This window comes from Kitasatospora sp. NPDC056327 (genome assembly GCF_042261735.1).
Taxonomy (GTDB): Bacteria; Actinomycetota; Actinomycetes; order Streptomycetales; family Streptomycetaceae; genus Kitasatospora.
The window spans coordinates 39,566-66,274 of the sequence record NZ_JBHJRC010000012.1; the positions used below are offsets into that span (position 1 = coordinate 39,566).

Annotated in this window: 18 protein-coding genes, 1 tRNA gene and 1 pseudogene; 4 read left to right on the forward strand and 16 right to left on the reverse strand. The window is 74.0% G+C overall.

Annotation, left to right across the window (positions count from 1 at the left end; all coding sequences use genetic code 11):
- Positions 1-65 precede the first annotated feature (65 nt).
- Positions 66-369 (forward strand): annotated as a pseudogene (locus ACFCX4_RS03550) (transposase family protein); the annotation flags it as partial.
- A gap of 266 nt (positions 370-635) precedes the next feature.
- Here ACFCX4_RS03550 and ACFCX4_RS03555 read toward each other — a convergent pair.
- From ACFCX4_RS03555 to ACFCX4_RS03570, 4 genes are read right to left on the reverse strand one after another with little or no spacing between them, the layout of a single operon-like run.
- A complete protein-coding gene (locus tag ACFCX4_RS03555; protein ID WP_376138563.1) occupies positions 636-1,772 on the reverse strand; it encodes a hypothetical protein in 1,137 nt (378 codons plus the stop codon).
- Between the two features lie 9 nt (positions 1,773-1,781).
- A complete protein-coding gene (locus tag ACFCX4_RS03560) occupies positions 1,782-2,456 on the reverse strand; it encodes a histidine phosphatase family protein (protein WP_376138565.1) in 675 nt (224 codons plus the stop codon).
- 10 nt (positions 2,457-2,466) lie between these two features.
- Positions 2,467-3,462 carry a nucleotidyltransferase domain-containing protein gene (locus ACFCX4_RS03565; RefSeq protein ID WP_376138567.1) on the reverse strand — a complete coding sequence of 332 codons (996 nt, stop codon included), beginning with the start codon at positions 3,460-3,462 and terminating at the stop codon, positions 2,467-2,469.
- Positions 3,463-3,496: 34 nt separating this feature from the next.
- On the reverse strand, positions 3,497-4,351 hold the full coding sequence (locus ACFCX4_RS03570) for a phosphotransferase (RefSeq protein WP_376138569.1): 855 nt from the start codon (positions 4,349-4,351) through the stop codon (positions 3,497-3,499).
- A gap of 467 nt (positions 4,352-4,818) precedes the next feature.
- Here ACFCX4_RS03570 and ACFCX4_RS03575 point away from each other — a divergent pair, with 467 nt between their 5' ends.
- Positions 4,819-6,093: a helix-turn-helix domain-containing protein gene (locus ACFCX4_RS03575; protein ID WP_376138571.1), complete on the forward strand. Its 1,275-nt coding sequence runs from the start codon at positions 4,819-4,821 to the stop codon at positions 6,091-6,093.
- Entirely contained in the window at positions 6,090-6,641 is a 552-nt protein-coding gene (locus tag ACFCX4_RS03580; protein WP_376138573.1) for a flavoprotein, read from the forward strand. Before ACFCX4_RS03575 ends, ACFCX4_RS03580 begins: the two co-directional genes overlap by 4 nt.
- A gap of 353 nt (positions 6,642-6,994) precedes the next feature.
- On the opposite strand, the gene ACFCX4_RS03585 is transcribed toward ACFCX4_RS03580, so the two are convergent.
- From ACFCX4_RS03585 to bldG, 12 genes are all read right to left on the reverse strand, one after another.
- Positions 6,995-7,068 (reverse strand) — tRNA-Thr (locus ACFCX4_RS03585).
- 120 nt (positions 7,069-7,188) lie between these two features.
- Complete coding sequence (leuE, locus tag ACFCX4_RS03590; RefSeq protein ID WP_376138575.1) at positions 7,189-7,842, reverse strand: leucine efflux protein LeuE; 654 nt, start codon at positions 7,840-7,842, stop codon at positions 7,189-7,191.
- Between the two features lie 116 nt (positions 7,843-7,958).
- Positions 7,959-9,719 carry an alpha/beta hydrolase gene (locus ACFCX4_RS03595; protein WP_376138577.1) on the reverse strand — a complete coding sequence of 587 codons (1,761 nt, stop codon included), beginning with the start codon at positions 9,717-9,719 and terminating at the stop codon, positions 7,959-7,961.
- An 80-nt stretch (positions 9,720-9,799) separates the two neighbouring features.
- Positions 9,800-10,999, reverse strand: coding sequence for a hypothetical protein (locus tag ACFCX4_RS03600; RefSeq protein ID WP_376138579.1), 1,200 nt, complete (start codon positions 10,997-10,999; stop codon positions 9,800-9,802).
- A 294-nt stretch (positions 11,000-11,293) separates the two neighbouring features.
- Complete coding sequence (locus tag ACFCX4_RS03605; protein ID WP_376138581.1) at positions 11,294-12,505, reverse strand: DNA polymerase III subunit delta'; 1,212 nt, start codon at positions 12,503-12,505, stop codon at positions 11,294-11,296.
- A gap of 215 nt (positions 12,506-12,720) precedes the next feature.
- Positions 12,721-16,047, reverse strand: a complete 3,327-nt coding sequence (gene tmk / locus ACFCX4_RS03610) for a dTMP kinase (protein ID WP_376138583.1) — start codon at positions 16,045-16,047, stop codon at positions 12,721-12,723.
- Positions 16,048-16,239: 192 nt separating this feature from the next.
- Complete coding sequence (topA, locus tag ACFCX4_RS03615; RefSeq protein ID WP_376138585.1) at positions 16,240-19,116, reverse strand: type I DNA topoisomerase; 2,877 nt, start codon at positions 19,114-19,116, stop codon at positions 16,240-16,242.
- Between the two features lie 403 nt (positions 19,117-19,519).
- A complete protein-coding gene (locus ACFCX4_RS03620; RefSeq protein ID WP_376138587.1) occupies positions 19,520-20,023 on the reverse strand; it encodes a DUF3592 domain-containing protein in 504 nt (167 codons plus the stop codon).
- A 189-nt stretch (positions 20,024-20,212) separates the two neighbouring features.
- Positions 20,213-21,745 carry a methyltransferase gene (locus ACFCX4_RS03625; RefSeq protein ID WP_376138589.1) on the reverse strand — a complete coding sequence of 511 codons (1,533 nt, stop codon included), beginning with the start codon at positions 21,743-21,745 and terminating at the stop codon, positions 20,213-20,215.
- A gap of 287 nt (positions 21,746-22,032) precedes the next feature.
- Positions 22,033-22,719 carry a hypothetical protein gene (locus ACFCX4_RS03630; RefSeq protein ID WP_376138591.1) on the reverse strand — a complete coding sequence of 229 codons (687 nt, stop codon included), beginning with the start codon at positions 22,717-22,719 and terminating at the stop codon, positions 22,033-22,035.
- A 202-nt stretch (positions 22,720-22,921) separates the two neighbouring features.
- Positions 22,922-23,338, reverse strand: a complete 417-nt coding sequence (locus ACFCX4_RS03635) for an ATP-binding protein (protein WP_376138593.1) — start codon at positions 23,336-23,338, stop codon at positions 22,922-22,924.
- Positions 23,339-23,517: 179 nt separating this feature from the next.
- A complete protein-coding gene (gene bldG, locus ACFCX4_RS03640) occupies positions 23,518-23,859 on the reverse strand; it encodes an anti-sigma factor antagonist BldG (protein WP_344342978.1) in 342 nt (113 codons plus the stop codon).
- A 222-nt stretch (positions 23,860-24,081) separates the two neighbouring features.
- Here bldG and ACFCX4_RS03645 point away from each other — a divergent pair.
- On the forward strand, positions 24,082-26,709 hold a 2,628-nt coding region (locus ACFCX4_RS03645; RefSeq protein ID WP_376138595.1), incomplete at its 3' end, for a DEAD/DEAH box helicase.

The following is a 26,709-nucleotide window of genomic DNA, read 5'->3' on the forward strand; positions in this document are numbered from 1 at the left end:
GCCCGGTGAATCCCCCAACACCCCCTCCACCCCACCCGGCCCGCGCCAACGCGAAGAGCCCGGCCCTCACGATGCGCCGGCTCGCGCCGCTGTTCGGGGTCTCAACCGCGGCGGTGTCCCGCATCGTCCAGCGCCTGGGCCCGCTCCTGGCACTTCGGGCCGCTCCACGCCCGGCACCGGGCGTGGAGCGGCTGTGGATCGTGGACGGGACCCTGATCCCGGCCCGCGACCGGACGGTGGGGGCGTCGAGCCGCAACTACCGGCTTCTCCGCGAACGTGCAGGTCATCATCGACGCCGACACCCGTCTCGTGGTCGCCACCGCCCTCCCCGTACCGGGCAACAGGGCCGACGCCCACGACTGGCGCTCGCGCACCGCGCATTGGGCGGCGGTCTAGCCGACATCCCGGGCCCCCGGACAAGGTCCACTGGACGGTGTCGCGGCGTCACTGGAGCAGGATGGCGCTCTGGGCGGCGACGAGCATGTTGCTGGCGGGGAGGAGGGCGCCTCCAGCGCATTCGGGTCGTTGTAGTACTCGGTCCTGCCAATGAGTGGCGATTCCCCTCCAGTTCGGAGGCGACCAGGAGGGGCAGGACAGCATGCAAGCCGAGAGTAGCGGGCGTGCCTGACTGTTTGTCAGATCTCCATAGCTGCAACCGGCACTGTCGCGCGGGCAGCCATCACGGTGGCCAGCACATGTTTGTTCGTGATCCATTCGGTGTCACCGGCGGATACCGAGCGCTGTACGGCTTCGAGGACGGCTCCGTCGGCCGCAACGGGCTTGGCCAGGCGTGCTCGCATGTAGTGCTTGAAGAGCGCGGGCAGCAGGTCCGGGCCCGTGGCGGTCTTGGTCTTCAGGGAGAGGAGCGGGAGGAACCACACTTCGAAGTCATCCTTGACCGCCTGAGTGGCGCGGTACGCCTCATGCAACGGCTGCAGGCTTGCCGTGTGGTCGTACGGGAGGTGGCCGTGCAGGGCGTACTGGAGCCGGGTGCCGTCGTGTTCGCGGAAGCGCTGGCCATGGGCCGCGATGTGGTTGGCCGCGTTCTCGGTGATGGTCATGACGGCCGTGTCCGCTTCGTGCCGCCGGGCTGCGGCGAGGACGGTGGCGTGGATGCCGACGCGCGGGTCGAGGACGAGGCTGTTGAGGCCGAGTGGCGAGAGGTCGATGCCGTGGTCGCGGGTTCGGGAGAGGATCAGGCGCCCTGCGACGTTGCCGGCGGTGTGCTGGAGGTGCTTGGGCTGCTGGCGGTGGCTGGCGTGGATGTCCGAGCGGTCGAGGACGGGGCGGTCCCTCGCGAGTTCGGCGAAGAGGTGGAGGCCCGTGCGGTCTTCGGTGTCGGTGCTGCCACAGGCATTGCAGGGGTGGCTGCCGGTGCCGGTCATGTGACCGCAGGACCGGCACGTGGGGACGGTCTCGCGGCTGATGGTGAGGGTGCCGGCGCGGAGGTTGTTCTCGATCATCTCCAGCGCGAGGTTGGCGACCTCCGCGTCGGTGTCGGTCAGGATGCCGCCCGCCGGGGACTGTCCGGACGTGTACTTGGCGGCAATCAGGTCAGCCTCGAACCGCTGGCGGGGGATCATCGGGCCCTCGGCCTGGCGGTGGCGGAGGTCTCCGGTGAGGGTGACGGTGTTCCACAGGTGGGGTGCGGGCGGTAAGCCCAGGATCGCGTTAAGCGCGGCGGCGAGGCGGATGCCCACGGCCTTGCCGGGGCGGGTGTCGAAGGTGAAGGGGCCGTTCTGGACGGGCCCGTTGAGGAACAGGTGTCGCACAGGCTCCTCCTAGATCGGCGGGGTGGTGGTTCCGGTCCCGGTGAACCGGCCGTCTCGCAGTTCGTAGTGAAGGATCGCGGCGTTGGGCATCTTGCCCTTCCGCTCCTCGGCGAGGATCTCGGGCAAGGTGCAGGCTTCGAGCAGGGATCGAAGGGCCACCGCGGCGGTCTGGTGGGTGAAGGCGACAACGGTGCGCGAGTCCTGGAGTTCGGCCCGAGCGAGGGCGGCGAACTCGGCGGCCCGCTTGAGCACGCCCTCGGCGAGCGACTCGCCTCCGCCTGGCGCGGTCCACACGTGCTTGCGCAGGCGGCGGTCCTCGGCGAGGGCGGGGTAGCTCTCGTACAGCTCGCGCTTGGTCATGTAGGTGGCGTCGCCGTAGTGCTGCTCGTCCAGGAGCGTGGTCTGCTGGGGCCAGCCGTCAGGGAGGGCGGGCAGGGCGATCGCCGCGGTGTCGATCGCCCTGCGGTAGGTCGAGGTGTAGACGTGCGGCTCGGGGCCCGCGAGCTGCGGGAGGACCTCGGCGAGCCACTGGGCCTGCCGGAAGCCGCGCGGGGTCAGGCCGACGATGGTGCGGGAGATGGCATGGGCGGCGGCTCCGCTGTAGGGGCGGGGGTCCTGGTAGAAGCCGTTGTACTTGTCGGCGTTCTCGACGGACTCGGCGTGTCGGATGACGAGCAGGGGCAAGACAAGGCTCCTATCCGGCGAGGTTGGCGACGTAGGAGCCGCTGACGGTCCAGGGAGTGAGTTCGATGCCGAAGCCGCTGTGTTCGCCGTCCTGGGTGTGGACGAGCTTGCCGGACAGGTGCACGGTGTCGCCGGACCTGAAGGCGCCGGTGTAGGCGCCGAGGTAGGAGCGCATGTGGGTGATCCGGCGGGCGAAGGAGTCGGCCTCGTCGATGGTCGAGCTGAGGATGGTCTTGACCTTGATCCCGTAGACGGCCGGGGTTGTGAGGCCCTCGGCGTGGTCGGTGATCTTGGCGAGGAGCGAGATCTCGCCGATCTCCTTGGAGGAGATCCGGGCGAAGGTCCTGTCGCGGTCGGAGCGGATGGGTTCGCAGTTGATGTGCGCGCCGGCGTTGGCGGTGAGTCCTTGGAGTTTGCGGCGTTCCTGCTTGATGAGGGTGTCGAAGGAGCTGCCCTCCATGTACTTGGCCCGGCGGATGTACAGCCGGGTGAGGTCGTCCCCGTCGTACGGCCGGATCAGGTCAACCTGCTGGAACAGCTCCTGGGCGGCCTGGTAGCCCTCCGGTCCGTAGCAGACGAGGTCGATGTCCGAGCGCTCGTTGAAGCAGCCGACGAGGAAGGAGCCGGTGACGCCGATCAGGCCCTGGGCGTCGTTCGCGGTGATCCACTCGGTGATCGCCAGGAGGTCCTTGCCTGCCGGGTTGTCGGCGACCGCGCCGGGGTCCTCGTGGATGGCGGCGAGGGCCTGGCGGCAGGAGTAGTGGACGGCCACGTCCTCGCGCGGGATGCCGGTGATGATGCAGCCGAGGGTGTCGGAGTAGACGTAGCACTCCGGCCTGCCGGCGAGGATGCCGAAGGACTTCGACACGACGCTGTTCTGCCGGTAGGTCCGGTCGAAGAGCCGGCGGTCGCCCTTCTCGTCAGGGTGGTACTTGACGTAGCCGAGGTAGTGGCTGCCGGGGTGGCTGTCGCCGATGACCTTGAAGACGACTCCGTGGTGGTCCATCAGGTAGTCGCGGTCGCGAACGGTGGGAACCGGCCTACCGGTGTTCAGCGGTGAACCGTTCCAGAGTGGGGAAGGTGCCGGTGTCGATCGTGTTGGACGACTCATACTGATCAAGTCCCATCGTGAAGAGGGTGCGGCGGTACTGCCACTTGATGTGCTTGTCGTGCCGCGTGGGGTCGGTGGGCCGCATGAGGGCCAGGAAGAAGAAGCACTTGACGAGCAGGAAGTCGCCCAGGTGCTCGCTCACCCGCTGCCCGATCAGGGACGCTGTGGTCTCGTCGAGTGCGCCGGTGTAGGCGGCGCGCTGTTCCGGGGTGATGCTGTAGCCCTTGTCTCCGCCCTTGAAGGCCACGATGTCGAGCGCGGGGTAGACGTCGTAGCCGAGCGGGACCGGTCCGTGGTGCTGCCAGTCGATGACGCCGGCCTGGAGGACGTTGGGCAAGCCGTAGTCGAGATGTCCGTGCACCATCGGGAGCCGGGCCAGCCGGTCGAGGGCGTGCTTGACCGCTTCGTGGACGCGCGGGGTGTCGAAGTCCGGGTTCTCCTCGAAGACCTCTGCCGCGAAGGCCGCCTTCTCGAACCACGGCGTGGCGGGGAGGGGGTGCCTCGCCTGGGCCTGCAGGAGCTTCGATCCGACGGCCGCCGCCGTGCTGATCACCTGGTAGCTGACCTGACCGTCCTGCCTGGCGTCGGCCAGCGCCTCCTCGTGAAGCGAGCTGTCGCCGATGGCGCGCTCGACGACGAAGTAGCGCCCGTCCTCCGAGCCACTGTCGACGATCTCCGGCAAGGGGTAGCCGAGGCCGGCGGCCAACTGCTGGAATTCGGTCTCCGCCCGCAGATCCTCGCCGCCGGTTCGCTTGTAGAGCAGGCCGTCAGCCGACCTCCACACCGCACCTTCGGTGGCGGTTCTGTCCTTCACGAACTCCCAGTCGCTCATCCATCCATCCTTCCGTAGCGCCGAGTTGGCATGGAGCAGATACGGCTGTGTCAGGCAGGCCGCCTGGGGTTGGGCAAGCCGCCCCCGGGGGAAAGGGCGACCGGCCCCGTCACCGCACGGCCGGTGTGCCTGCATCGGTACGGGCGGAGTCGTTGGGCCCGCCTGGCCCAGCGCCCGCGCGTACAGGTGGTTAGAGCCGCGCATGCGAGAGGCCGCAGATGGGCCTCAGCCATGCGGGAGCGGGGAACCGCAAGCTGCGAGGGTGGTCAAGCTGCTGACGACCAGACAACTCCAGCTCGATGCACCACGGTTAGGGCATGGGCTCCGCGCGCATGATCCATGCAGATCGTGCATGACGGGTTGTCCTGGTGCGGCTACGCTCGGCTCGCCAGGGCAGGATCAGCATTGGCAGGAGAGCCATGTCGCGGACGGCCAAAGGACACTCCGCTGCGGGTGGGATCGGAGAGGTGATCCGCCGCGCGCGAGTGTTGAGCGGCCGGTCGCAGGCGGACGTGGCCACCGAACTGGGCTACCACCAGTCGAAGATCAGCCGGTTGGAGAGCGGCAAGGGAACGCAGGACATCGACGTCCTGCGCGCTGTCGCAGCTGTGCTCGACATCCCGCTGGGAAGCCTGGGCCTGTCCTCCCATACCAGTGCGGACAGCAGGACGGACGAGATGCACCGTCGCAACTTTCTGGCCGCGAGCGTCGCCGCGCTCGCGACCCCGACGCCCCGTCCCCGCGTGGGGATAGAGCTGGTCCAGGCGCTGCTGCCTGGACCTGTTCCAGCCGATCACGCGCCACAACCCCGGGCCGCACTCGCGGCCCGGCTCTCCCAGGCTCGGAGGCTCTTCTACACCTGCCGGTACGCCGAACTCGAAGGCGCTCTGCCCTCGCTGATCGCCGACCTTCGTCAGGCCCAGGATGCCTCCCGCGGCGACGATCAGGTCCTGTCCGGCCTCCTCGCGACGGCGTACCAGACCGCGGTCAGCCTGCTGCTCAAGCTCGGCGACCACGGCAACGCCTGGCTGGCGGTCGGCCGTGCCATGGCCGAGGCCGAACGGAGCGCCGACCCCGTGGTGATGGCCTCCAGCGTCCGCGTCCAGGCGCACGTCCTCGCGCGCGACCGGCACACCGCGCCCGCCGTCACCCTCATCCGGCACATCGCCGACCAGCTTTCCGGCAGCTACGACCGGCGCCCGCCCGAGTACCTCGCCGCGCTGGGGCTCATGCTCCTTCGCGGGGTGACGGCCGCAAGCGCCGGCGGTGACCGCGCCACGACCGCCGAGTTCCTCTCCGAGGCTCAGGAGGTCGCGCGCTACGTCGACCTCGACAGCCCCGAAGCCTGGGCAAACTTCAGTCCGACCAACGTCGCGCTCCACTCGGTGAGCGCCTCGGTCGTCCTGGGCGACGCCGGAGCGGCGCTGGAAGCCGCCCAGCCGCTGATGCGCAGGCGCATCCCGGTTCCCGAGCGCCGGGCGGCACTGTGGGTGGAGGCTGCACGGGCCTACAGCCAGCAGGGCAGACTGGCCGAGGGATACAAAGCGCTCAGGATCGCGGAGAGCTGTGCCTCGGAGGACATCCGCCGACGGCCCAGCGTGCTCAAGCTGGCCGGTGACATGGCCGCTCGCGACCGGCGCGGCGCCGTCCCGGAGCTTCGCCGTTTCTGCCAGGAGTTGGGAGTCCAGGTTTGACCGAGCACCGCGAGCCGTTCCTCTACGTCGTCGTCTGCGCGTCGGGCATCGCCGACGGAGTGAGCGAACTGATCACCGCCGCCCACGCCGAGGGCTGGGGAGTCGGCGTGATCGCGACCCCGAACGGACTCGGATTCATAGACCAGGAAGCCGTCGAAGCCCAGACCGGCCACCCGATCCGCTCCGCCTGGCGCACACCGAGCATCCCCCAGCCACTGCCCCCGGCCGACGCCATCGCCGTCGCCCCGGCCACCTTCAACACCATCAACAAGTGGGCCGCCGGCATCTCCGACACCCTCGCGCTCGGCATCCTCTGCGAGGCGTACGGCCTCGGCATCCCCGTGGCCGTCCAGCCCTACGTCAACTCCGCCCAGGCCGCGCACCCCGCCTACGCGGAAAGCCTCACCCGCCTCCGGTCGATGGGCGTCCTGCTCGGCGATTACGTCCCCCACAAACCCAAGGCCGGCGGAGGCCGCGACAAATACAACTGGACCCACGTCCTCGACCTCCTCCGCCCCGCGAAAGCCTCAGTGACAAAGGAGGCGTAACGATACTCCCGCCTCCAGAGGGCCCACCAGGTGCCGCTGCCGCGATCGTGATCCGATTCGAGCCAGTGCAGGCATAACTGGATTTCGCGCTCAAAGACCGACTGAACAACAGTGGGCGCCCACCAACTGGTGACCGCCCCGTGTACTCGATACGCACGATGAACGCCGAGCAGAAGGCCCCGAATGAACAAGGCGAAGACCACAGCCAAGAACACCAAGGTCCAATCGGAGAGCGGCACCGGCACTCACGCATCGCACACAGGCGATCCCGCAGCACACCGCCAACGCCTGCCCGCACACCCGGAAACAACACAAGGCCCAGGTCAGCGGCTATCTGACCTGGGCCTTCACTGAGCCGCCTATGGGATTCGAACCCATGACCTACGCATTACGAGTGCGTTGCTCTGGCCAACTGAGCTAAGGCGGCACCGCTGCCGGTTGTCCCGGCAACGCGGGCCAGTCTACACAGGTTCGCGGGTGATCCGTAACGCGGTACCGGGGCGGCGGCGGGGCGCGTGGTGGGTGGGGTGCGGGCGGGGTGCGCGGGTCAGGCGGAGGAGACGGCGAGCTTGGCGGCGAACCCCGCGAAGAGGGCGGCGACGCCACCGGTGAGGCCGGCGGAGAGGCGCTTGCGGCGGCGGAAGGCGGAGGCGAGCGAGGTGCCCGCGAAGATCAGCAGCGACAGGTACAGGAAGCTGAAGGCCTGCAGCACACCGCCCAGGAGGGCGAAGGACAGCACCGGGCTGCCGTAAGAGGGGTCCACGAACTGCGTGAAGAAGGAGAGCAGGAAGAGTATGGCCTTGGGGTTCAGCAGGCTGATCACCAGCGCGCGGCGGAACGGGCGTTCGGCGGCGTCCGGGATCCCGGCGTCCGCGGCGGGCTCGGCGCCCGCGCGGTGCTCGCGCCACAGCCCGCGGGCGGCGCGCAGCATGCCGATGCCTATCCAGAGCAGATAGGCGGCCCCGCCGAACTTCACCACGGCGAAGACCGCCGGGTTGGCCTTCAGGAGCGAGGACGCGCCGAGCGCGGTCAGGCTGATGAGCGTGAAGTCTCCGACGAAGACGCCGGCCGCCGCCCGGTAGCCGGTGCGGACGCCCTTGCGGGCGGCGACGGAGAGCACGTAGAGGGAGTTGGGGCCGGGGAGGAGGACGATGACGAGGGCGCCGAGGACGTACGTCGCCAGGTCGTTGACTCCGAGCACGATGGGCTCCGGTGGGGGTGGGGAGAGGTGAGGGGCGCTCATCGTAACGTCGCACCGCCGGGCGCCCGAAGGATTTCCCGTCGCCCGGTTTCCCCTCTCCTCCCGGCTCCCGCCCGTCAGCTCCCGCAGCGCGTCCCGTTCGCCGGCGCCTCGCCGTCCAGCAGGTACCGGTTGACCGCACCGTCGAGGCAGGCGTCGTGGCGGCCGTACGCGGTGTGCCCGTCCCCGTCGTAGGTCAGCAGCCGCCCCGACTCCAGCTGCCCGGCCAGCGCCTGCGCCCACCCGTACGGGGTCGCCGGGTCCCGGGTGGTGCCGACGACCACGATCGGCGCGGCGCCGGCGGCCCGCACGGTGTGCGGCGTCCCGGTGGCCCGGACCGGCCAGTAGGTGCAGGTCAGCGCCATCCAGGCCATGTCCCGGCCGAACTGCGGCGAGGTCCGCTCGAACTCCGGCACCGCCCGCGCCGCGTCGTCGGGACCGGTGAACGGTGCGGGCAGGTCGAGGCAGTTCACCGCCATGTTGGCGAACATCAGATTGGGGTAGGAGCCGTCCGCCTCCCGCCCGTAGTACGCGTCGGAGAGCTTGAGCAGGCCGGTGCCGTCACCGGCCCGGGCGCCGGCGAGCGCGGTGCGCAGCCGGGGCCAGAGGAAGTCGGCGTACATCGCCTGGACGACCCCGGTGGTCGCCTGCGCCTCGCTCAGCCGCCGGTCGCCGTCGGCGGTCGTCAGGGCGTGCGCGTCGACGGCCGCGAACAGGGCGGTGAGCTGCTCGCCGGCCTGTTGCTCGGTGCGGCCGAGCGGGCAGTCCTCGCGCTCGGCGCAGTCCTTGGCGAAGGCCGCCCAGGCGGTCTCGAAGCCGCCCGCCTGGGTGCGGTTGCCGGACAGCGAGTCCAGCGAGGGGTCCATCGCGCCGTCGAGCACGATCCGGCCGGTGCGGCCGGGGAACAGGCCCGCGTACGTCGCGCCGAGGAAGGTGCCGTAGGACTTGCCGACGTAGTTGAGCCGCTCGTCGCCGAGCAGGGCGCGCAGCACGTCGAGGTCGCGGGCCGCCTCGACGGTGCTCAGGTGGCCGAGCCGGTCGCCGGAGCGCTGCCGGCAGCCCTCGGCGAACTCCTTGGCGGCGGCCACCAGGGCGTCGACCTCGGCCGGGTCGTCGGGGGTGATGTCGACGGCGGTGTACGCGTCCATCCGCTCCCCGCTCAGGCAGCTGACCGGGGCGCTGCGGCCGACCCCGCGCGGATCGAGGCCGACCAGGTCGTAGCGGGCGCGCACGCCGGGGTCGTAGGTGCGCGCCACGCTCTCGACGTACTCGACGGCGGAGCCTCCCGGGCCGCCCGGGTTGAGCAGCAGCGAACCGATCCGCCCGCCGGACCCGGTGCCCCCGGTCGCCCCCTCCGGCACGGCCGGGGCGCGGACGGCGGACAGCGTGAGGTCGCCGCCGTCGCCGGGGCGGTCGTAGTCCAGCGGCACCCGGAAGGTGGTGCACTCGTGGCCGTCGTCGCAGGGCTGCCAGGCGAGCTTCTGCCCGTAGTAGGGGGCGAGCGCGGCCGGCACGGCGGCCGGCAGCGGCTCCAGCGGGGTGACCGGCGCCGACGGGCTCCCGTTCACGGCGGTCCCGGACGCGCCGGCACCGGACGGAGCGGTCCCGGACGGAGCGGTCCCGGACGGAGCCGCGCCCGACCCCGCCCCGGCCGACGCAGCGCCGGACGCGACGGTGTCGGAGGAGACGGCACCGGGCGTCCCCGCCCGGCCGTCCGCGCAGCCGCCGGCGACCAGTCCGGTCGCCACCAGCAGCGCGGCCGCCGCCGTTCCCCCGCGCCCGCCGCGCCGCCCGGTCCCCGCCCGGACCGGGGCGTCCTGCCGCTCGTCGGCCCGCATCAAGGATCCCCTCAGCCGTTCGCACCCGGCGCCCTCGCTGCCTGCCGGGGTACCGGAAGCGTAGTGCCCGCCCCGGTCCCTCAAGACGTCCTGCCGAGCGCCTCGCCGAGGTACTGCGCCGCCTGCCGGACCAGCCGCAGCCGGATCCGCTCCGCCGAGTAGTCCGTCGCGTTGTCGGAGATCCGCACCTCGGCGCGGGCGGCGGCGCCGGTGCCGGTGCGCAGCGCCGACTGGAGCCCCCGGGCGGCGTCCAGGCCCGCGGTGTCCGCCTTCCCGGCGGCGAGCAGCAGCCTCGGGGTGCCGGTGGCGGGCGCCTCGGCGCCGGTCCGGGCGAGCGCGGCCGCGTCGTACCGGCCGGAGACGGCCGCCGCCGCGCCGTACAGGTCGGGCCGGGCCAGGCCGGCCGCCGCCGCGCAGGGCGCGCCGTCCTCCACCCCGAGCGTGCCCCAGGCGGCCGGGCCGGGCGGCAGGGTGCGGAAGGTGGCCGCGACGGTGGTGCGCAGCGCGGCGTCGTCGGCGACGGCCATCGGGGCCGCGGCGACCAGCTCGCAGGGGTGCCCGGTGCCGTTCGGCGCCTCGGGTGCGACCAGGATGAACGGCTTGGACCGCCCGCTCTGCACCGCGGAGGCGAGGCCCTCGAAGACGTCCGGGACCTCGGTGTCGGCGGTCCTGCGGGGAGTGGCGGCCTGCATCACGACGACTGGGAAGCGGGCGTTCGGGTCCTTCGCGTACTGGGCGGGCAGCCAGACCCTGACGTTGCGCGGATGGCCGTCCGGGCCGGGCACGGCGGACTGCAGCAGCTCGCCGCCGCCGGGGTGACCGACGCTGTCGAACCGGCTGACCACCGGCACCGGGGCGGGCGTCGTCACGGGAAGCGCGGCGGTGTCGGCGGTTCCGGCGGCCCCGGCCGTCCCCGCGGACTCCGCCGGCGGGAGGGCCTGCAGGCCGCCGCCCGGGGCCGCGCCCTGACCGCCGGCCGCCACGGGAGCGCCCGCGCCGTCGAACCGGTCGGCGGCGCCGGGCCGCCCGTCCGCCGCGCCGTCCGCCGCGCCGTCCGGCTCGCCGAACGTGCCCAGCGCCGTCAGCAGCGTCAGCACGGTGACGCAGACGCCGCAGACCATCGCCGCGGCCGCCCGCACCAGCATCGGCCGCTGATCACCGCCCAGCTCGTACGTCTCGGCGGCCAGCAGGTCCCGCCGGCGCAGCAGAGCACCGCGGGTCAGCCAGACCCCGCCCGCGGCGGCGGCCAGCAGGGGAACGATCAGGAGCGAACGGACCATGGGGACGCACCACCTCGGAGGAGGGACCGGACGACCCGTCGGGCCCGGCACCGTAAGGGACGGAACGGCCCCGGCGTCGGGGCGCAGTCGGCCCCCAGCGTGCAAGACGACCCGCGCGCCGTACGCGGGTGCGCCCGGCGCGTATCGCTCATTCACTCGAAGGTGGGACACCGCACTGGGGCGGGAGGCCCCGCCCGGCCCTGCCCTGCCTGCTGTGCGGGCCGGGTGTACGGGCCCGCACAGCGCCCCGCACTCCCCCGCGGATGCCCTCCCCCGCCCCGCGCCCCCGGCGGCTCAGCCCGCGCGCAGCGCCACCGTCATCGCCTCGACGGCGAGCAGCGGGTCGACGTTGCGGTCCAGCGCCCGCCGGCAGGCGAGCACCGCCTCGATCCGGCGCAGGGTGGCCTCCGGCGGACCGCCGTGGGCGACCCGGTCGAGCGCCTGCCGCTGGTCCTCGTTGGCCAGCGCCCCGGTCGAGCCGAGCTGGAGCGCGAGGACGTCCCGGTAGAAACCGAGCAGGTCCAGCAGGGCGACGCCGAGCGTCTCGCGGCGGGTCCGGGTGGCCCGGCTCTTCTGCCGCTTCTCCAGTTCCTTGACCGCTCCGGCCATGCCGCGCGGCGCCTTGATGCCGTCGGCCGCGCCGTAGGCGGCCTTGAGGTCGTCGGTCTCCTTGGCGTCCTGGGTCTCGGCGAGCGCCTCGGCGTCGGCCTTGGCGGTGTCGACCAGGCGCTGGGCCGCGGCCAGGCAGCCGCCGATGTCCCCGACCTCCAGCGGGATCCGCAGAACGTCGGCGCGGCGGGTCCGGGCCTGCTCGTCGACGGCCAGCCGGCGCGCCCGCTCGACGTCGCCCTGCCCGGCCAGCGCGGCCAGCCGGGCGGTGTGCGGCTCGACGCCGTCCCGCCGCACCAGCATGTCGGCGACGGCGTCGGCGGCCGGGGTGCGCAGCACCAGCAGACGGCAGCGGGAGCGGATGGTCGGCAGGACGTCCTGCACGGAGGGCGCGCAGAGCAGCCAGACGGTCCGCGGGGACGGCTCCTCCACGCCCTTGAGCAGCGCGTTGGCGGCGGCCTCGGTGAGCCGGTGCGCGGCATCCACCAGGATCACCGACCAGCGCCCGCCGGTCGGGTAGCTGGAGGCGCGCAGGACGAGGTCGCGCATGTCGCCGACGCCGATGGACAGGCCGTCGGTGCGGACGTACTTCACGTCGGCGTGGCTGCCCGCCAGCACCGTGTGGCAACCGTCGCAGAAGCCGCAGCCGGGGGTCCCGCCGAGCGCGAGGTCGGGGCTGGTGCACTGGAGGGCGGCGGCGAAGGACCGCGCGGCGGTGGTCTGACCGGCCCCGGGCGGCCCGGTGAACAGCCAGGCGTGCGTCATCAGCGAGGCGTTGGCGCCCGCCTCCGGCCCGGCGCCGCGCCCGGCGCCGACGATCGCCCCGGCCGCCCGGGCGGCGGCGGTCAGCTGCTCGACCACCCGTTCCTGGCCCACCAGGTCGTCCCAGACGGCCACTGCTGCTCCCCAGCTCGGTACGGACCGCCGCCCGCGTCCGCGACGGCGGCGGGAACCCGGGCCTCGCCGGGCACGCCGCCGGCCACCGTGTCCCGGTCCCGCCGTCGAGCATACGTGCCCGCCACGACACCCCCGGGCGGCACCGGAGCCCCGGGCCACGGGCCGGGCCGCAAGCCGGGCCCGGGCCGCGGGACGGCGCACCCGGCGCCGACGGGTCAGCCGCGGCGGCCCCAGCGGCGGCCCTTGCCCCTGCCGCCGTCCTGGCCGGCGTCGCCGCCGGCCGGCCCGCCGTCACGGCCGCCACCGCCCTGGCGCGACCGGTCGTCCTGACCCCAGTGGGCCCACTCCTCGCGCGAGCCGAGCAGGGTGTCGGTGAGGCTGGGCAGGTCGTCCAGCGGAGTCTCCTCCGCCCACTCCGGCCGCGGCCGGGCGTCACCGGCGGGCGGCTCCTCCTCAGGGTCGATCACCGGCAGCTCGCGGGTGCTGTCCACCGGCCGGTCCGCCGGCTCCGGGCGGGCGGCGGCACCCGGCCGCTCGTCCCGCCACAGGCCCGGGGACACCTGGCCGGCGGGCGCGGAGCCCGGTCCGACCCGGGGCAGCACGGCCGTCCGGTCGTCGTCCGCCGCCGGGATCCGGGGCAGCACCGCCGTCTCGTCCGCCGCCGCACCGGGCGCGTCCGGCACGACCGGCAGCTTCGCCGTCGCCGTGACGTCCCCCGCGCCGGCCGGACCGGTGCCCCGGCCCCGCAGCGAGAGCTCCTGGGTGGCCTCGTTGCCGCCCGCGCCGTCCCGCACCGCCCGCAGCTCGGTGGTCGCGTCGTCCGCCGCGCCCGCGCGCTCCGCCGCCTCGGCTGCGGCCGCGGCCGCCGCCGCCAGTGCGGCGGCCTGCGCCAGCCGGGCCTCCTCGGCCCGCTGCAGCGCCTCCTCCGCCCGGCGCCGCTGCTCCTCGCGGGCCAGCTCGCGCTGCCGCTGGAGCTCCGCCCGGGCGGCCGCCTCCTCGGCGAGCCGCTTGCGCTCGGCCTCCTCCGCGGCCCGGCGCGCCTCCTCCTCCGCGCGCCGCCGCGCTTCCTCCTCCGCCCGGCGGCGGGCCTCCTCCTCGGCCTTCTTCCGGGCCTCCTCGGCGGCCTTGCGCTCGGCCTCGGCGGCGACCCGCGCGGCCTCCTCCGCGGCCAGCCGCTCCTTCTCCGCCTGCTCGGCCCGCAGCTGCGCCAGCACCTCCTGGCGCTTGCGCTCGGCGGCCTCCTCCTCGGCCTTCTTCCGGGCCTCCTCCTCGGCCCGGCGGCGCGCCTCCTCGGCCGCCTTCCGCTCCTGCTCGGCCCGGGCCGCCCGCTCCTGCTCGGAGAGCGGCAGCTCGCGGTCCAGCCGGTGGCGGATCGCGGTGGTGACGGCGCCCGGCGCCTGGCTGCCGTCGACGACCAGGTAGCGGGCCGCGTCGGCGGCGGCGAGCGCCAGGAAGCCGGACCGGACCCGCTGGTGGAACTCGGTCGGCTCGGACTCCAGGCGGTCCAGCGCCTCGGTGAACCGCTCCCGGGCCCGGGTCGGGTCGACGTCCAGCACGACGGTGAGGTCGGGCAGCAGCCCGCCGGTCGCCCAGCGGGAGATCCGGGCCACCTCGGTGGCTGCCAGGTCGCGGCCGGCCCCCTGGTAGGCGATGGAGGAGTCCATGTACCGGTCGGTGATGACGACGGCGCCGCGGGCCAGGGCCGGGCGGATCACGTTCTCGACGTGCTCGGCCCGGTCGGCCGCGTAGATCAGGGCCTCGGCGCGGTGCGACAGACCGGTGTTGCCGACGTCCAGGACGAGGCCGCGCAGCCGCTGCCCGACCGGGCTGCCGCCGGGCTCGCGGGTGAGCACGACCTCGTGGCCCTTGCCGCGGATCCACTCGGCGAGCGCCTGGGCCTGGGTGGACTTGCCGGCGCCGTCGCCGCCCTCCAGGGCGATGAAGAAGCCGGTGCCCGCCCGGTGCGGGGCCGGGCCGGTGGCACCGCGCAGCGCGTCGGCGAGGTCCCGGCCGAACGGCACGGTGCCGCGCCGGTCGTCGGTGCGCAGCAGGAGGACGGCGGCCAGCACCAGGGTGAGCAGTCCGGCGGTGGCGACCGCGAGGGCCGCGCCGCCGTGGATGAACGTGAACGAGCCGGGCTCGACGGTGCCGTACTCGACGGTGCCGTAAGCGGCGGCGATCAGCGGGACGCCGACCAGCGCGGCGCCCGACACGACCCGCAGCACCGCGTACAGGTGCTCGGTGACCGCGGGCAGCCGGACCTCCTCGACCTCCTGGGCGAGCAGGGTGCGGCCGGTGGAGATCACCGTGCCGGCGGCCAGCGCGGCCAGCACGGTGAGCAGCAGGACGAGCACGAAGTCGACCACCAGGCCGGCCAGGATCAGCGCGACGCCCTCGGTGAGCAGGGCCAGCGCGAGCAGCCGGCGGCGGGAGAGCGCGGGCAGGACGGCGCGGGAGAGCCGGCCGCCCAGCGCCGGAACGCCGATCGCGGCCAGCACCAGCAGGCCGTAGCCGATCGGCCCGGCGCGGTGCTCGGCCGCGGTCGGCAGCGCCAGCGCGGCGACGCCGGCCATCGTGGCGTACCCGGCGGCGACGGCGAAGGTGAAGTAGGGCGCCGAGCCGGTCCGGCCCTTGGCCAGGGCGGGCCCGGGGGCCGCGTCGGTCGGGGCGCGCAGGCCCCGCAGCGGCGGGACGGGCGACACCCGGCCGGGGCCGACGGGCAGCTGCTGGAGGTGGACCCGGACGGCCGAGAACACGAACAGCCCGGCCGCGCCGAGCGCGGCGAAGGTGGTCTGGTGGGCCCGCAGCCAGTCCGAGCCGAGCGCCGCGAAGACGTTGTTCACCAGGGTGAGCACGACCAGCAGCGCGGCGCCGAGCGGCACGGTGGCCCAGCCGGTGCGGCGGTCCAGGATCCGCACGGTGGCCAGGTCGGCGGCGGACGGGCGCCGCTCGGCCGGCGGGGCGTAGGGGTCGGCCGGCGGGAGCAGGCCGGGCACGGCGGCGGCCCCGGCGACGGCCCGGACCCGCTCGGCGGCACCGGTCAGGAAGACCGTGGCGAGCAGTACCCAGGTCGCCGAGGCGGAGGGCTTCGCGCCGGAACCCAGCCAGACGATCCACCAGGGGGCGACCCCGATCAGGACGGCGCGCAGCGCGTCGGCGCCGAGCATCGTCCAGCGCCGGTCGAGCCTGCCGTCGAGCAGCCCGTGCACCGGGCCGAGCAGGGCGACGCCGACCAGGGCGGTGGCGGCCAGCCGGGTGGCGAGGACCGCGGCGACGGCGAACGCGAGGCTGCGCGGCGGGTCACCGAGCGGTCCGCCGAGCACGGCGGCGATCACGGTCAGCACGAGCAGCACCAGCAGGCCGAGCCGGTCGGCGGTGCCGCCGATCAGCTGGGTGGTCCACAGCCGCCGGTAGGGGCGCAGCCGCAGCAACGCCCGGATGCGCTCGCCGGTGGTCCCGGCGGGCGCGGTCTCCGGCCGGGCGGGCGGGCCGGGTACGGCGGCCGCCGCGGCGCTGGGGGTGGGCTGCTCCTCGCTCGTCATACGGTCAGCGTAGCGGTCGGGGCATGGCGCAAAAGAGGGGAGCACGGCCGGGAACCGGCGCCGCGACCGGGTTGTGACGGACCGCGCACACCCCTGTCACGCCCCGTCCCGGGCACCGCGCGGACCGCCCGGGAACGGTTCGGGCCCGTGCCGCTGGGGGCGGACACGGGCCCGGGTGCGACCGACCGGGGATCAGCCCTCGTCGGTGGCGGTGGTCCGGCTCGCGGCGGTCTTCTTCGCCGCCGCCGTCTTGGTGGCGGTCTTCTTCACCGTGGTGGTCTTCTTCGCCGCCGTCTTGGCCGCCGCGGTGGTCTTCTTCGCGGCGGTCTTGGCCGTGGTGGTCTTCTTGGCGGCCGCCTTCTTCGCCGGGGCCTTCTTCGCCGTCTTCTTCACCGGCCCGCGCGCCCGCTTCTCGGCGAGCAGCTCGTAGCCGCGCTCGGGCGTGATGGTCTCGACCGCGTCGTCCTTGCGGAGCGTCGCGTTGGTCTCGCCGTCGGTCACGTACGGACCGAACCGGCCGTCCTTGACCACCACCGGACGCTCGCTGACCGGGTCGGTGCCCAGCTCCTTGAGCGGCGGTGCGGCGGCGGCCCGGCCGCGCTGCTTGGGCTGCGCGTAGATCGCCAGCGCCTCCTCCAGCGTGACCGTGAACAGCTGGTCCTCGGAGGTGAGCGAGCGGGAGTCGGTGCCGCGCTTCAGGTACGGGCCGTAGCGGCCGTTCTGCGCGGTGATCTCCACGCCCTCCTGGTCCGCGCCGACCACCCGGGGCAGCGACAGCAGCTTGAGCGCGTCGTCCAGGGTGACGGTGTCCAGCGCCATCGTCTGGAACAGCGAGGCGGTGCGCGGCTTGACGGCGTTCTTGCCCGTCTTGGGCGTTCCTTCGGGCAGGATCTCGGTGACGTACGGGCCGTAGCGGCCGTCCTTGGCGACCAGCATGTTGCCGCTGACCGGGTCCGGGCCGAGCTCGTAGTCGCCGCTGGGCTTGGCCAGCAGCTCCTCGGCCAGCTCGACGGTCAGCTCGTCCGGCGGCAGGTCGTCCGGGATGTCGGCGCGTCGGCCGGGCTCGCCCTCGACCTCGGAGGCGCGCTCCACGTACGGGCCGTAGCGGCCGACCCGCAGGGTGAGGTCGTCGCTGATCCGGAACGAGCTGATCTCGCGGGCGTCGATCGCGCCGAGGTCGGTGACCAGTTCCTTCAGACCGCCCAGGTGGTCGCCGTCGCCGTTGCCGGCCTCGGCGGCACCGCCCGCGGCCGCGCCCTCACCGGCGCCCTCGCCGAAGTAGAACCGCTTCAGCCACGGCACGGACTGCGCCTCGCCGGCCGCGATCCGGTCGAGGTCGTCCTCCATCTTCGCGGTGAAGTCGTAGTCGACCAGCCGGCCGAAGTGCTTCTCCAGCAGGTTGACCACGGCGAAGGAGAGGAACGACGGCACCAGCGCCGTCCCCTTCTTGAAGACGTACCGGCGGCCGATGATGGTGTCGATGATCGAGGCGTAGGTGGAGGGGCGGCCGATCTCCCGGTCCTCCAGTTCCTTGACCAGCGAGGCCTCGGTGTAGCGGGCCGGCGGCTTGGTGGCGTGGCCCTCGGGGGTGAGCTGCTCGGCGGCCAGCGGATCGCCCTCGGCGACCTGCGGCAGCCGGCGCTCGCGGTCGTCCAGCTCGGCGTTCGGGTCGTCCGCGCCCTCGACGTAGGCCTTGAGGAAGCCGTGGAAGGTGATGATCTTGCCGGAGGCGGAGAACTCGACGTCCCGGCCGTCGGCGGCCCGGCCGCCCACCTTCACGGTGACCGACTGGCCGACCGCGTCCTTCATCTGGGAGGCGACGGTGCGCATCCAGATCAGCTCGTAGAGCCTGAAGTCGTCGCCGGACAGACCGGTCTCGGCGGGGGTGCGGAAGCGGTCGCCGGACGGGCGGACCGCCTCGTGCGCCTCCTGCGCGTTCTTCACCTTGGAGGCGTAGGTGCGCGGCGCGTCCGGCAGGTAGTCGGCGCCGTAGAGCTGGGTGACCTGCGCCCGGGCGGCGCCGATCGCGGTCTCCGACAGCGTGGTGGAGTCCGTTCGCATATAGGTGATGAAGCCGTTCTCGTACAGCTTCTGGGCCACCTGCATGGTCCGCTTGGCGCCGAAGCCCAGCTTGCGGCTGGCCTCCTGCTGGAGCGTGGTGGTGCGGAAGGGCGCGTACGGCGAGCGGCGGTACGGCTTGGACTCCACGCCGCGCACCGAGAACGCGGTCTGCTCCAGGGCGGCGGCCAGCGCGCGGGCGGCCTGCTCGTCCAGGTGCAGGGTGTTGGCGCTGCCGGCCTTGAGGCGGCCGTCCTGGCCGAAGTCGCGGCCGCTGGCGATCCGCTTTCCGTCGACGGCGGAGAGCCGGGCGCCGAAGTTCTCCGGGTTGGCCGCGTCGGCCGGGGTGCGGCCGGTGCCGAAGGTGCCGGTCAGGTCCCAGTACGAGGCCGAACGGAACGCCATCCGCTCGCGCTCGCGCTCGACGACCAGCCGGGTCGCGACCGACTGCACGCGGCCGGCCGACAGCTTCGGCATGACCTTCTTCCAGAGCACCGGCGAGACCTCGAAGCCGTACAGGCGGTCGAGGATGCGGCGGGTCTCCTGGGCGTCGACCAGTCGCTGGTTCAGCTCGCGCGGGTTGGCCACCGCCTCCTGGATGGCGGTCTTGGTGATCTCGTGGAACACCATGCGGTGCACCGGCACCTTGGGCTTGAGCACCTGCTGGAGGTGCCACGCGATGGCCTCGCCCTCGCGGTCCTCATCGGTGGCGAGGAAGAGCTCGTCGGACTCCGCGAGGAGCGACTTCAACTTGCTGACCTGGGACTTCTTGTCCGCGTTGACGACGTAGATCGGCGCGAAGTCGTGGTCCACGTCCACACCGAGCCGGCGCACCTCACCGGTGTACTTGTCCGGGACCTCGGCGGCCGTGCTCGGGAGGTCGCGAATGTGTCCGACGCTCGCCTCGACGATGTAGCCGGGGCCCAGGTAGCCCTTGATCGTCTTCGCCTTGGCCGGCGACTCGACAATGACGAGTCGCTGTCCGTGCGCGGTCTCGCTGCTCGGGGACACCTTCGCTCTTCTCTCCCGGTCGTTATGTGAGCTGGTCGGCGCTGGCAGCACGGGCTGCGCTCCGCCCGACCCCTCCACCGTCCCGGGGCTGCCGCTGTACGACGACCCCACCAGCGGAGTGTGACCGTACCCCGGCCACCCTTGTCAAACGGACGGATCCCGTGATTTCACCGGCAAGGCCGACCGACGCCACTCGAACGGTAACCCGACGACGACGGATCGTGCTCCGCGGAGGGGGGCTTCGGCGGGTTTCGAAGGATGGAATGACGGATTTCAAAATCTGTCAACGGAATAACGACGCCCCGTGGATGCCCGGCGGCGGGCGGTCGGCGGTGCGCGGCGGCCGGCCCCGCGGACGACCCGGTGGGCCGTCGGGCCGTCAGGTCCGCCGGCCGGTCGGCCGCTAGCGGGCGAGCAGCAGCAGGAGTGCCCCGGCGGCCAGGCAGCCGAGACCCAGTGCCGTCCACAGCAGGTCGGCGACCACGGCCCGGGAACCGGCCTCCCCCCGGGCGAGCACCGCCAGACCGGGACGGCGCGGATCGTAGGCGATCCGGACGGCGGTGCCCGGGACGAGGCCCGCCGGGCGGCGCAGCGGCGTGTGACCGCGCGGGCGGGTCAGCACCAGCTCGCACGCCTCGACGGCGAGGCCCCCGCCGACCCGCGACGCGGACCCGCGCGGACCCGCGGAGGCCGGGCCGACCAGGGCCGGTTCGGTGGCGAAGGATATGAGGGGCGCACTGTCGAGCTCGCCGTGCGCGTCGGACTCCGCGACCACCGTGGCCACCGTCGACACCCCCCGACGGCGCACACGGTGGCGCAGGCGCACTTCGGCGGCGCACCAGAACAGAAGTGCGCCGCCGAAGAGGGCGAGTACCGCGCCCCCCAGCGTCGCCGTCGTCGTCTCCACCCCTGCCCCCAAGCCCCAGCTCTGTCCACAGCCTGTGGACAGAGCCTCACAGCCCGGGCCGAACGAGGGGCAGATGTTCGGCGAACATCCGGCGAACCGGGGGGATCGGAGGTGTGAACCGGCCGACCGCCGGCGCGCGGGCCGCCGGCGCGCGGGCCGTCGGCGCGCGGGCCGTCGGAGCGGCGGCCGTCAGAGCACCGGCCGGATGAACCCCTGTTCGGTGAGCAGCCGCAGCGACTCCGGCACCCGGTCCCGCAGCACCACCCGGTCCTCGCCGAGCAGCTGGGCGATCGCGTCGACGATCTCGCCCGCCGCCAGCGTCCCGTCGCAGACCCCGACGAAGCCGGCGCCCACCGTGTCCACCTTGGTGGCCCGCCGCATCCCGCGGTTGTGACGCAGGATCACGTGCTCGGGGTCCTCCGCCCCCGGCGCGCCCACCTGCTCCTGGACCACCTCGTCGGCCAGCACGTAGCGCGCCGCCAGCAGGCCCGCGTCGTCGTGCTCGCGCAGGAAGTCCTGCCGGTCGAACCACTCCTCGATGTGCGGGCCGAGCGGCTGCTCCACCGGGTGCGGCCACTCCTCCACCCGGACGGTCGGCCGCTCGGCACCGCCCGCCCGCAGGGTGATCCAGCCGAAGCCGATCCCCTCCACCCCGCCGGCCTCGAAGGCGTCCAGCCACTCCCCGTAGCGGGCCCGGTAGTCGCCGCCGGGGCCGCGGTGGTCGCCGCCGTCGCGCAGCCACAGCTCCGCGTACTGGGCCACGTCCTGCACCTCGCGCTGGACCACCCAGGCGTCCAGACCGGTTCCGGCCACCCAGCCCGCCAGCCGGTCCTGCCAGTCCTCGCCCCTGACGTGCTGCCAGTTGGCCAGCAGCTGACAGTAGCCGCCCGGCTCCAAGTGGGCGGCGGCCGAGCGGACCAGGCTCCGGCAGAGGTCGTCCCCGGCCATCCCGCCGTCCCGGTAGGTGAACCGGCCGGCCGGCGAGATCACGAACGGCGGGTTGGAGACGATCAGGTCGAACCGCCGCTCCCCCACCGGCTCGAAGAGGCTGCCGGCGGCGGTCTCCGTGTTGTCGAACCCGGACAGCGCCAGGGTGAGTTCGCTGAAGCGCAGCGCCCTTGCGTTGAGGTCGGTGGCGGTCACCCGCTGGGCGTGCCGGGCGGCGTGCAGCGCCTGCACGCCGGAGCCGGAGCCGAGGTCCAGCACCGAGCGGACGGGTCGGCGCACCGTGATGTTGGCGAGCGTGGTGGACGCGCCGCCGACGCCGAGCACCAGGTCCTTGCGGGCCACGCCGTGCGCGGTCTCGCCGGAGCCGATCCCGCCCGCGCCGCCGACCGCGCAGCCCAGGTCGGAGACCACCCAGGCGTCCGAACCCGGCAGCCCGGCGACCTCGTTGGCGTACGGGCGGACGTCCACGGTGGCGCGCACCAGGTCGCCGTCCGGCCGCAGCCAGCCGTCGGCCAGGCAGTCCTCCACCGGCAGCGCGGCAGCCGCCGCCCGGTAGGGCACCGGCTGCTGCAGCAGGAAGAGCCGCACCAGCGTCTCCAGCGGGCTGCCGCCGCGTGTCGCGCGCAGCGCGGGCACCGCCTCGCTGCGCGCCAGCGCCGCGTATCCGGTGGGCCCGAGCAGGTCCAGGCAGCCGTCGGCGGTGTACGAGGCGGCGAGCAGCGCCTCGCGCAGCTTGGCGAGGCGGGTCGGGTCGAGAACGGGGCTACTGATCACCCCGCCATTGTCCCCCGCGCGGTCGCCCGTGCTCTGCCGGCCACCGCCCGGCCGGCCCCGTACGCCCGGCCGTCCGCCCGGCCGCCCCGGCGCGGGCCCCGCCGCTCACGCCCGCAACGCCGGCAGCCCCCTCGGCCGGGGCCGAGGGGGCGGTGCGGTTCGGTGCGGCTCGGTGCGGTGCGGTGCGGTGCGGTGCCGCAGGGTGCCGTAGGGAGGCGTGCGGCGCGACCGGGTGCGGTACGGCGACCGGGCGCGCGGTGGGCCCGCCCGGGGGCGCGGTGCCGCCGTCAGCCCGCCGCGGCGGTCGGGGCCGGGGTCGACGGCGCCGGGGTGCCCCCGGCATCGGTCGCCGCCGGGCTCGCGGCGTCGGTGGCCCCGGCCGTCGGGGTGGCCGCCGGGCCGCCCGTCGACGAGCCGGTGGGAGCGGCGGCGACCGAACCCGGCTTGCACCCCTCCTGCTTGGCCATCGCCGCGCCCAGGTCGCCGCGCTGGAGCTTGCCCTGCGCCTGCGTGGAGAGCGCGGAGAGCTGCTCCACCTGGTCGGCGACGCTGCGCAGCGCGTCCGCGAACTTCGACTGCTCGGTGTTGGGGAGCGCGTCCAGCTTCTTCTGGACCTCCAGGTAGCCGTCGGCCGCCTTGGTGAGTTCGGCGACGGTGTCCTTCTGCAGGGTCGCCCCGTCGTCCACCTTGGGGGCTCCGGCCTTGTCGATGGCCGCGGCGATGTCCTGGTTGGTCTTGGCCAGCCGGCCGATGTCCGCCGAGAGTCGCTTCTGGAGGTCCGCCGGGGCCTCGCCGGCCTTCACCTGGCCGGTGTCCGCGAGGGCGGTCTGCGCCTGGGCGATCGGCTCCCTCGCCGCGCCGCACACGTTCGCCGCCCAGGACTCCAGCTGCTTGCTGTTGTCGTCGCCGCAGCCGACGGCGCCGAACGCGAGCAGCGCCCCGAGCGCGGGTACGGCCAGCAGTCGCTTGTTCACCGGGAGAAGCCCTTTCGGTTTCGGTCGTCGAACTGCGAACCTACACGGCCGCCGTTCGACCCCCGGGTCCCGCCCGGTCCCGCTCCCCGCCGTCCGCACACGGTGCCGTGCGCGCGTCGCCCGCGCGCACGGGGACGACCGTGCCCTGCTCCCCGGGCCCACTCCCCCGGGTCTTCCCCGGCGGTCCCGCGGACGGTGCCGCTCAGAGCGCGAGCGCGTCCACCGAGACCGGCCAGCTCATCCGGATCAGACCACCGCCGGCGCCGCTGCTGACCTCCAGGTCCTCGACCAGTCCGGTCAGCACCGCGAGTCCCAGGGTGTCCTCGTCCGGGTCCGTGCCGTCCTCCGCCGCGGTCGGGACGGTGTCGAGACCGGCCTCGTCCTCGACCTCGATGAGGAAACGCTTCTCCTGGTCGATCAGAGCGACCCGGACCGCGCCCTTGATGTCGCCGCGCCGGTGCAGGCCGACCGCGCGGGAGCACGCCTCGCCGACGGCCAGCCGCACCTCGTCGAGCACCGACTCGTCGACCCCGGCTCGTCGGGCGACTGCCGCGGCCACCAGCCGGGCCGTCCGCACATGCTCGGGCAGCGCGCTGAATCGAAGTTCGACGGTTGCCATCTCTTCCCCCTCGGGGTGCTCCGACCGGGGGCCGGGCATCCGGCCCCTGCGGGCCGGTGTCGACCGGCCCAGGAACGACCGGACGGGCCGGGGCACGGGGCCCCGGCTCACCGGACGCATTGGGATCGGGCGGGCCGGCCCTGCCAGGCCGGCCCGGCCCGGGTCAGTCTCCCGACGGATCAGTCGGTCGCCTGGACCGCGTCGTCGACCGAGTTGTGGATCGGGAAGACCTTGGTCAGGCCGGTGATCCGGAAGATCTTCAGAATGCGCTCCTGGTTGCACACCAGGCGCAGCGAGCCCTCGTGGGCACGCACCCGCTTCAGACCGCCCACCAGCACGCCGAGGCCCGTGGAGTCCAGGAAGTCCACGCCCTCCATGTCGACGACGAGGTGGTAGCTGCCGTCGTTGACGAGCTCGACCAGCTGCTCGCGCAGCTTGGGGGCGGTGTACACATCGATCTCGCCGCCAACCTCGACGACCGTGCGGTCGCCGACTGTACGGGTCGACAGGGACAGGTCCACGGAACCTCCAGCACCTTGCCTTGCTACGTCATTGCGATACTCGGCCGGACGGCCGCTACCGCATGGTCGCGAACTCCGGGCGCACCCACTCAACGCGTGGCAGGCCTCAGCGCCGCGACCCCCGGCCGTACGGCCGTCACCGCCACATTCAACCACCTGCGACCATGCCCGCACGATGGCTTAGGACGATTCTGCGTCACGCCGGTGACACACTGGGTCCTCATGCCGCCGCGTCAAAGCCTGCCCGAGGCACTGCTCACGACCCTGTCCACCACCCGCGGGCGGTCGGACCGGCTCACCCATACGGAGCACCTTCCCGCCAGGTCCGCCCGGTATGCGCCGTGGCCCGACTGGATCCGGCCCGAGATCACCGCGTCCGCCCAGGCCATGGGCGTGCGCGAGCCATGGGCCCACCAGGCGGAAGCGATGAACCTGGCCAAATCCGGTCAATCTGTGGTGATCGCCACAGGAACCGCCTCCGGCAAGTCCCTCGGATACCTGGGCCCGGTGCTGTCCGACCTGCTGGAAGGCACCGAGGCCCGCAACGGCCGGGGCGCCACGGCGCTCTACCTCGCCCCCACCAAGGCCCTCGCCGCCGACCAGCGCCGCCGGGCCGCGGAACTCGCCCCGCCCCGCGTCCGGGCCGCCCTCTACGACGGCGACACCCCGCCCGAGGAGCGCGAGTGGGTCCGCCAGTACGCCTCCTACGTCCTCACCAATCCGGACATGCTGCACCGCGGCATCCTGCCCGCGCACGCCCGCTGGTCCTCCTTCCTCAAGACCCTGCGCTACGTCGTGATCGACGAGTGCCACGGCTACCGCGGCGTGTTCGGCTCGCACGTGGCCCAGGTGCTGCGCCGGCTTCGGCGGATCTGCGCCCGCTACGGCTCCTCGCCGGTCTTCCTGCTCGCCTCCGCCACCACCGCCGACCCGGCGGTCACCGCCCGCCGCCTCACCGGACTGCCCGCCGAGGCGGTCACCGAGGACGCCTCGCCGCGCGGCCCGGTGGTCTTCGGGCTCTGGGAGCCGCCGCTCACCGAGAACGTCGGCGAGCACGGCGCGCCGGTCCGCCGGACGGCCACCGCCGAGGCCGCCCACCTGCTCACCGCGCTGGTCGAACGGGAGACTCGAACCGTCGTCTTCGTCCGCTCCCGGCGCGCCGCCGAACTGGTCGCCCTGCAGACCCAGGACCAGCTCCCCCGCCCGCTCGCCGACCGGGTCGCCGCCTACCGCGGCGGTTACCTCGCCGACGAGCGCCGGGCCCTGGAGCGCGAGCTGCACTCCGGCCGGCTGCTCGGCCTCGCCTCCACCTCCGCCCTCGAACTCGGCGTCGACATCTCCGGTCTGGACGCCGTCCTGATGGCCGGCTACCCGGGCACCCGGGCCTCGCTCTGGCAGCAGGCCGGCCGGGCCGGGCGGGAGGCCCAGGGCGCGCTCGCCGTCCTGATCGCCCGGGACGACCCGCTGGACACCTACCTGGTGCACCACCCGGAGGCGCTCTTCGCGACCCCGGTCGAGGCCACCGTGCTCGACCCGGACAACCCGCACGTCCTGGCCCCGCACCTGTGCGCGGCCGCCGCCGAGCTGCCGCTCACCGACGCCGACCTGGAGCTGTTCGGCCCCTCCGCCGCACCGCTGCTGCCGGTGCTGGAGCGGCGCGGACTGCTCCGCCGGCGCGGTGACGCCTGGTACTGGACCCGCCGCGAGCGGGCCGCCGACGCCGTGGACCTGCGGGGCAGCGGCGGCAGCCCGGTGCAGATCGTCGAGGCGCCGACCGGGCGGCTGCTCGGCACCGTGGACGCCTCGGCCGCCCACACCACCGTGCACACCGGCGCCGTCCACCTCCACCGGGGCCGCACCTACCTCGTCCGGGACTTCGACCTGGACAGCTCGGTCGCCCTGGTCGAGCGCGCCGACCCGCCCTACACCACCGCCGCCCGGGACATCACCTCCGTCTCCGTGCTCTCCACCGACACCACCGTCGACTGGGGCGAGGGCCGGCTCAGCTTCGGTTCGGTGGAGGTGGTCAACCAGGTGGTCGGCTACCTCCGCAAGCGGATCTCCACCGGGGAGATCATGGGCGAGAGCAAGCTCGACCTGCCGCCCCGGACCCTGCGTACCCGGGCCGTGTGGTGGTCGGTGACCGAGGACCAGCTGCTCGACGCGGAGATCCCGCCCGACCAGCTGCCCGGCGCCGCCCACGCCGCCGAGCACGCCTCGATCGGTCTGCTCCCGCTCTTCGCCACCTGCGACCGCTGGGACATCGGCGGCGTCTCGGTGCCCCTGCACCCCGACACCGGGCTGCCCACCGTGTTCGTCTACGACGGCCACCCCGGCGGGGCGGGCTTCGCCGAACGCGGCTTCCGGCGCGCCGCGCAGTGGCTGACCGCCACCCGGGCGGCGATCGCCGCCTGCGAGTGCGAGCGCGGCTGCCCGTCCTGCGTGCAGTCGCCCAAGTGCGGCAACGGCAACGACCCGCTGGACAAGGCCGCGGCCGTCCGGCTGCTCGACGTGCTGCTCGACGGCGCTCCCCCGGCCACCGGGCCGGACGGTCCGGGCGACCGGGACGGGACGACTGACCGGAACGGGACGACCGGACCCGCGCACCGGGTGGACGCCACGGAGGCCGCCGAGGCGGCGGCCGAGACCGCCCACGGGGCCGAAGCGGTGGCCCGGGCGGCCCACCGGGAGACCGACGACCCCGCGGGCCGCCCGGTGGACGGGCCCGAGGAGGAGCCGGCAGGCGGCCCGGACGACGGGCCCGGGGACGGCCGGGGGGACGGAGGACCGCCCCCGGTAGAGCTTGCCGTCGGGCGAGCGGGTGCCCTCCGGGTAGACGCCGAACAGCTC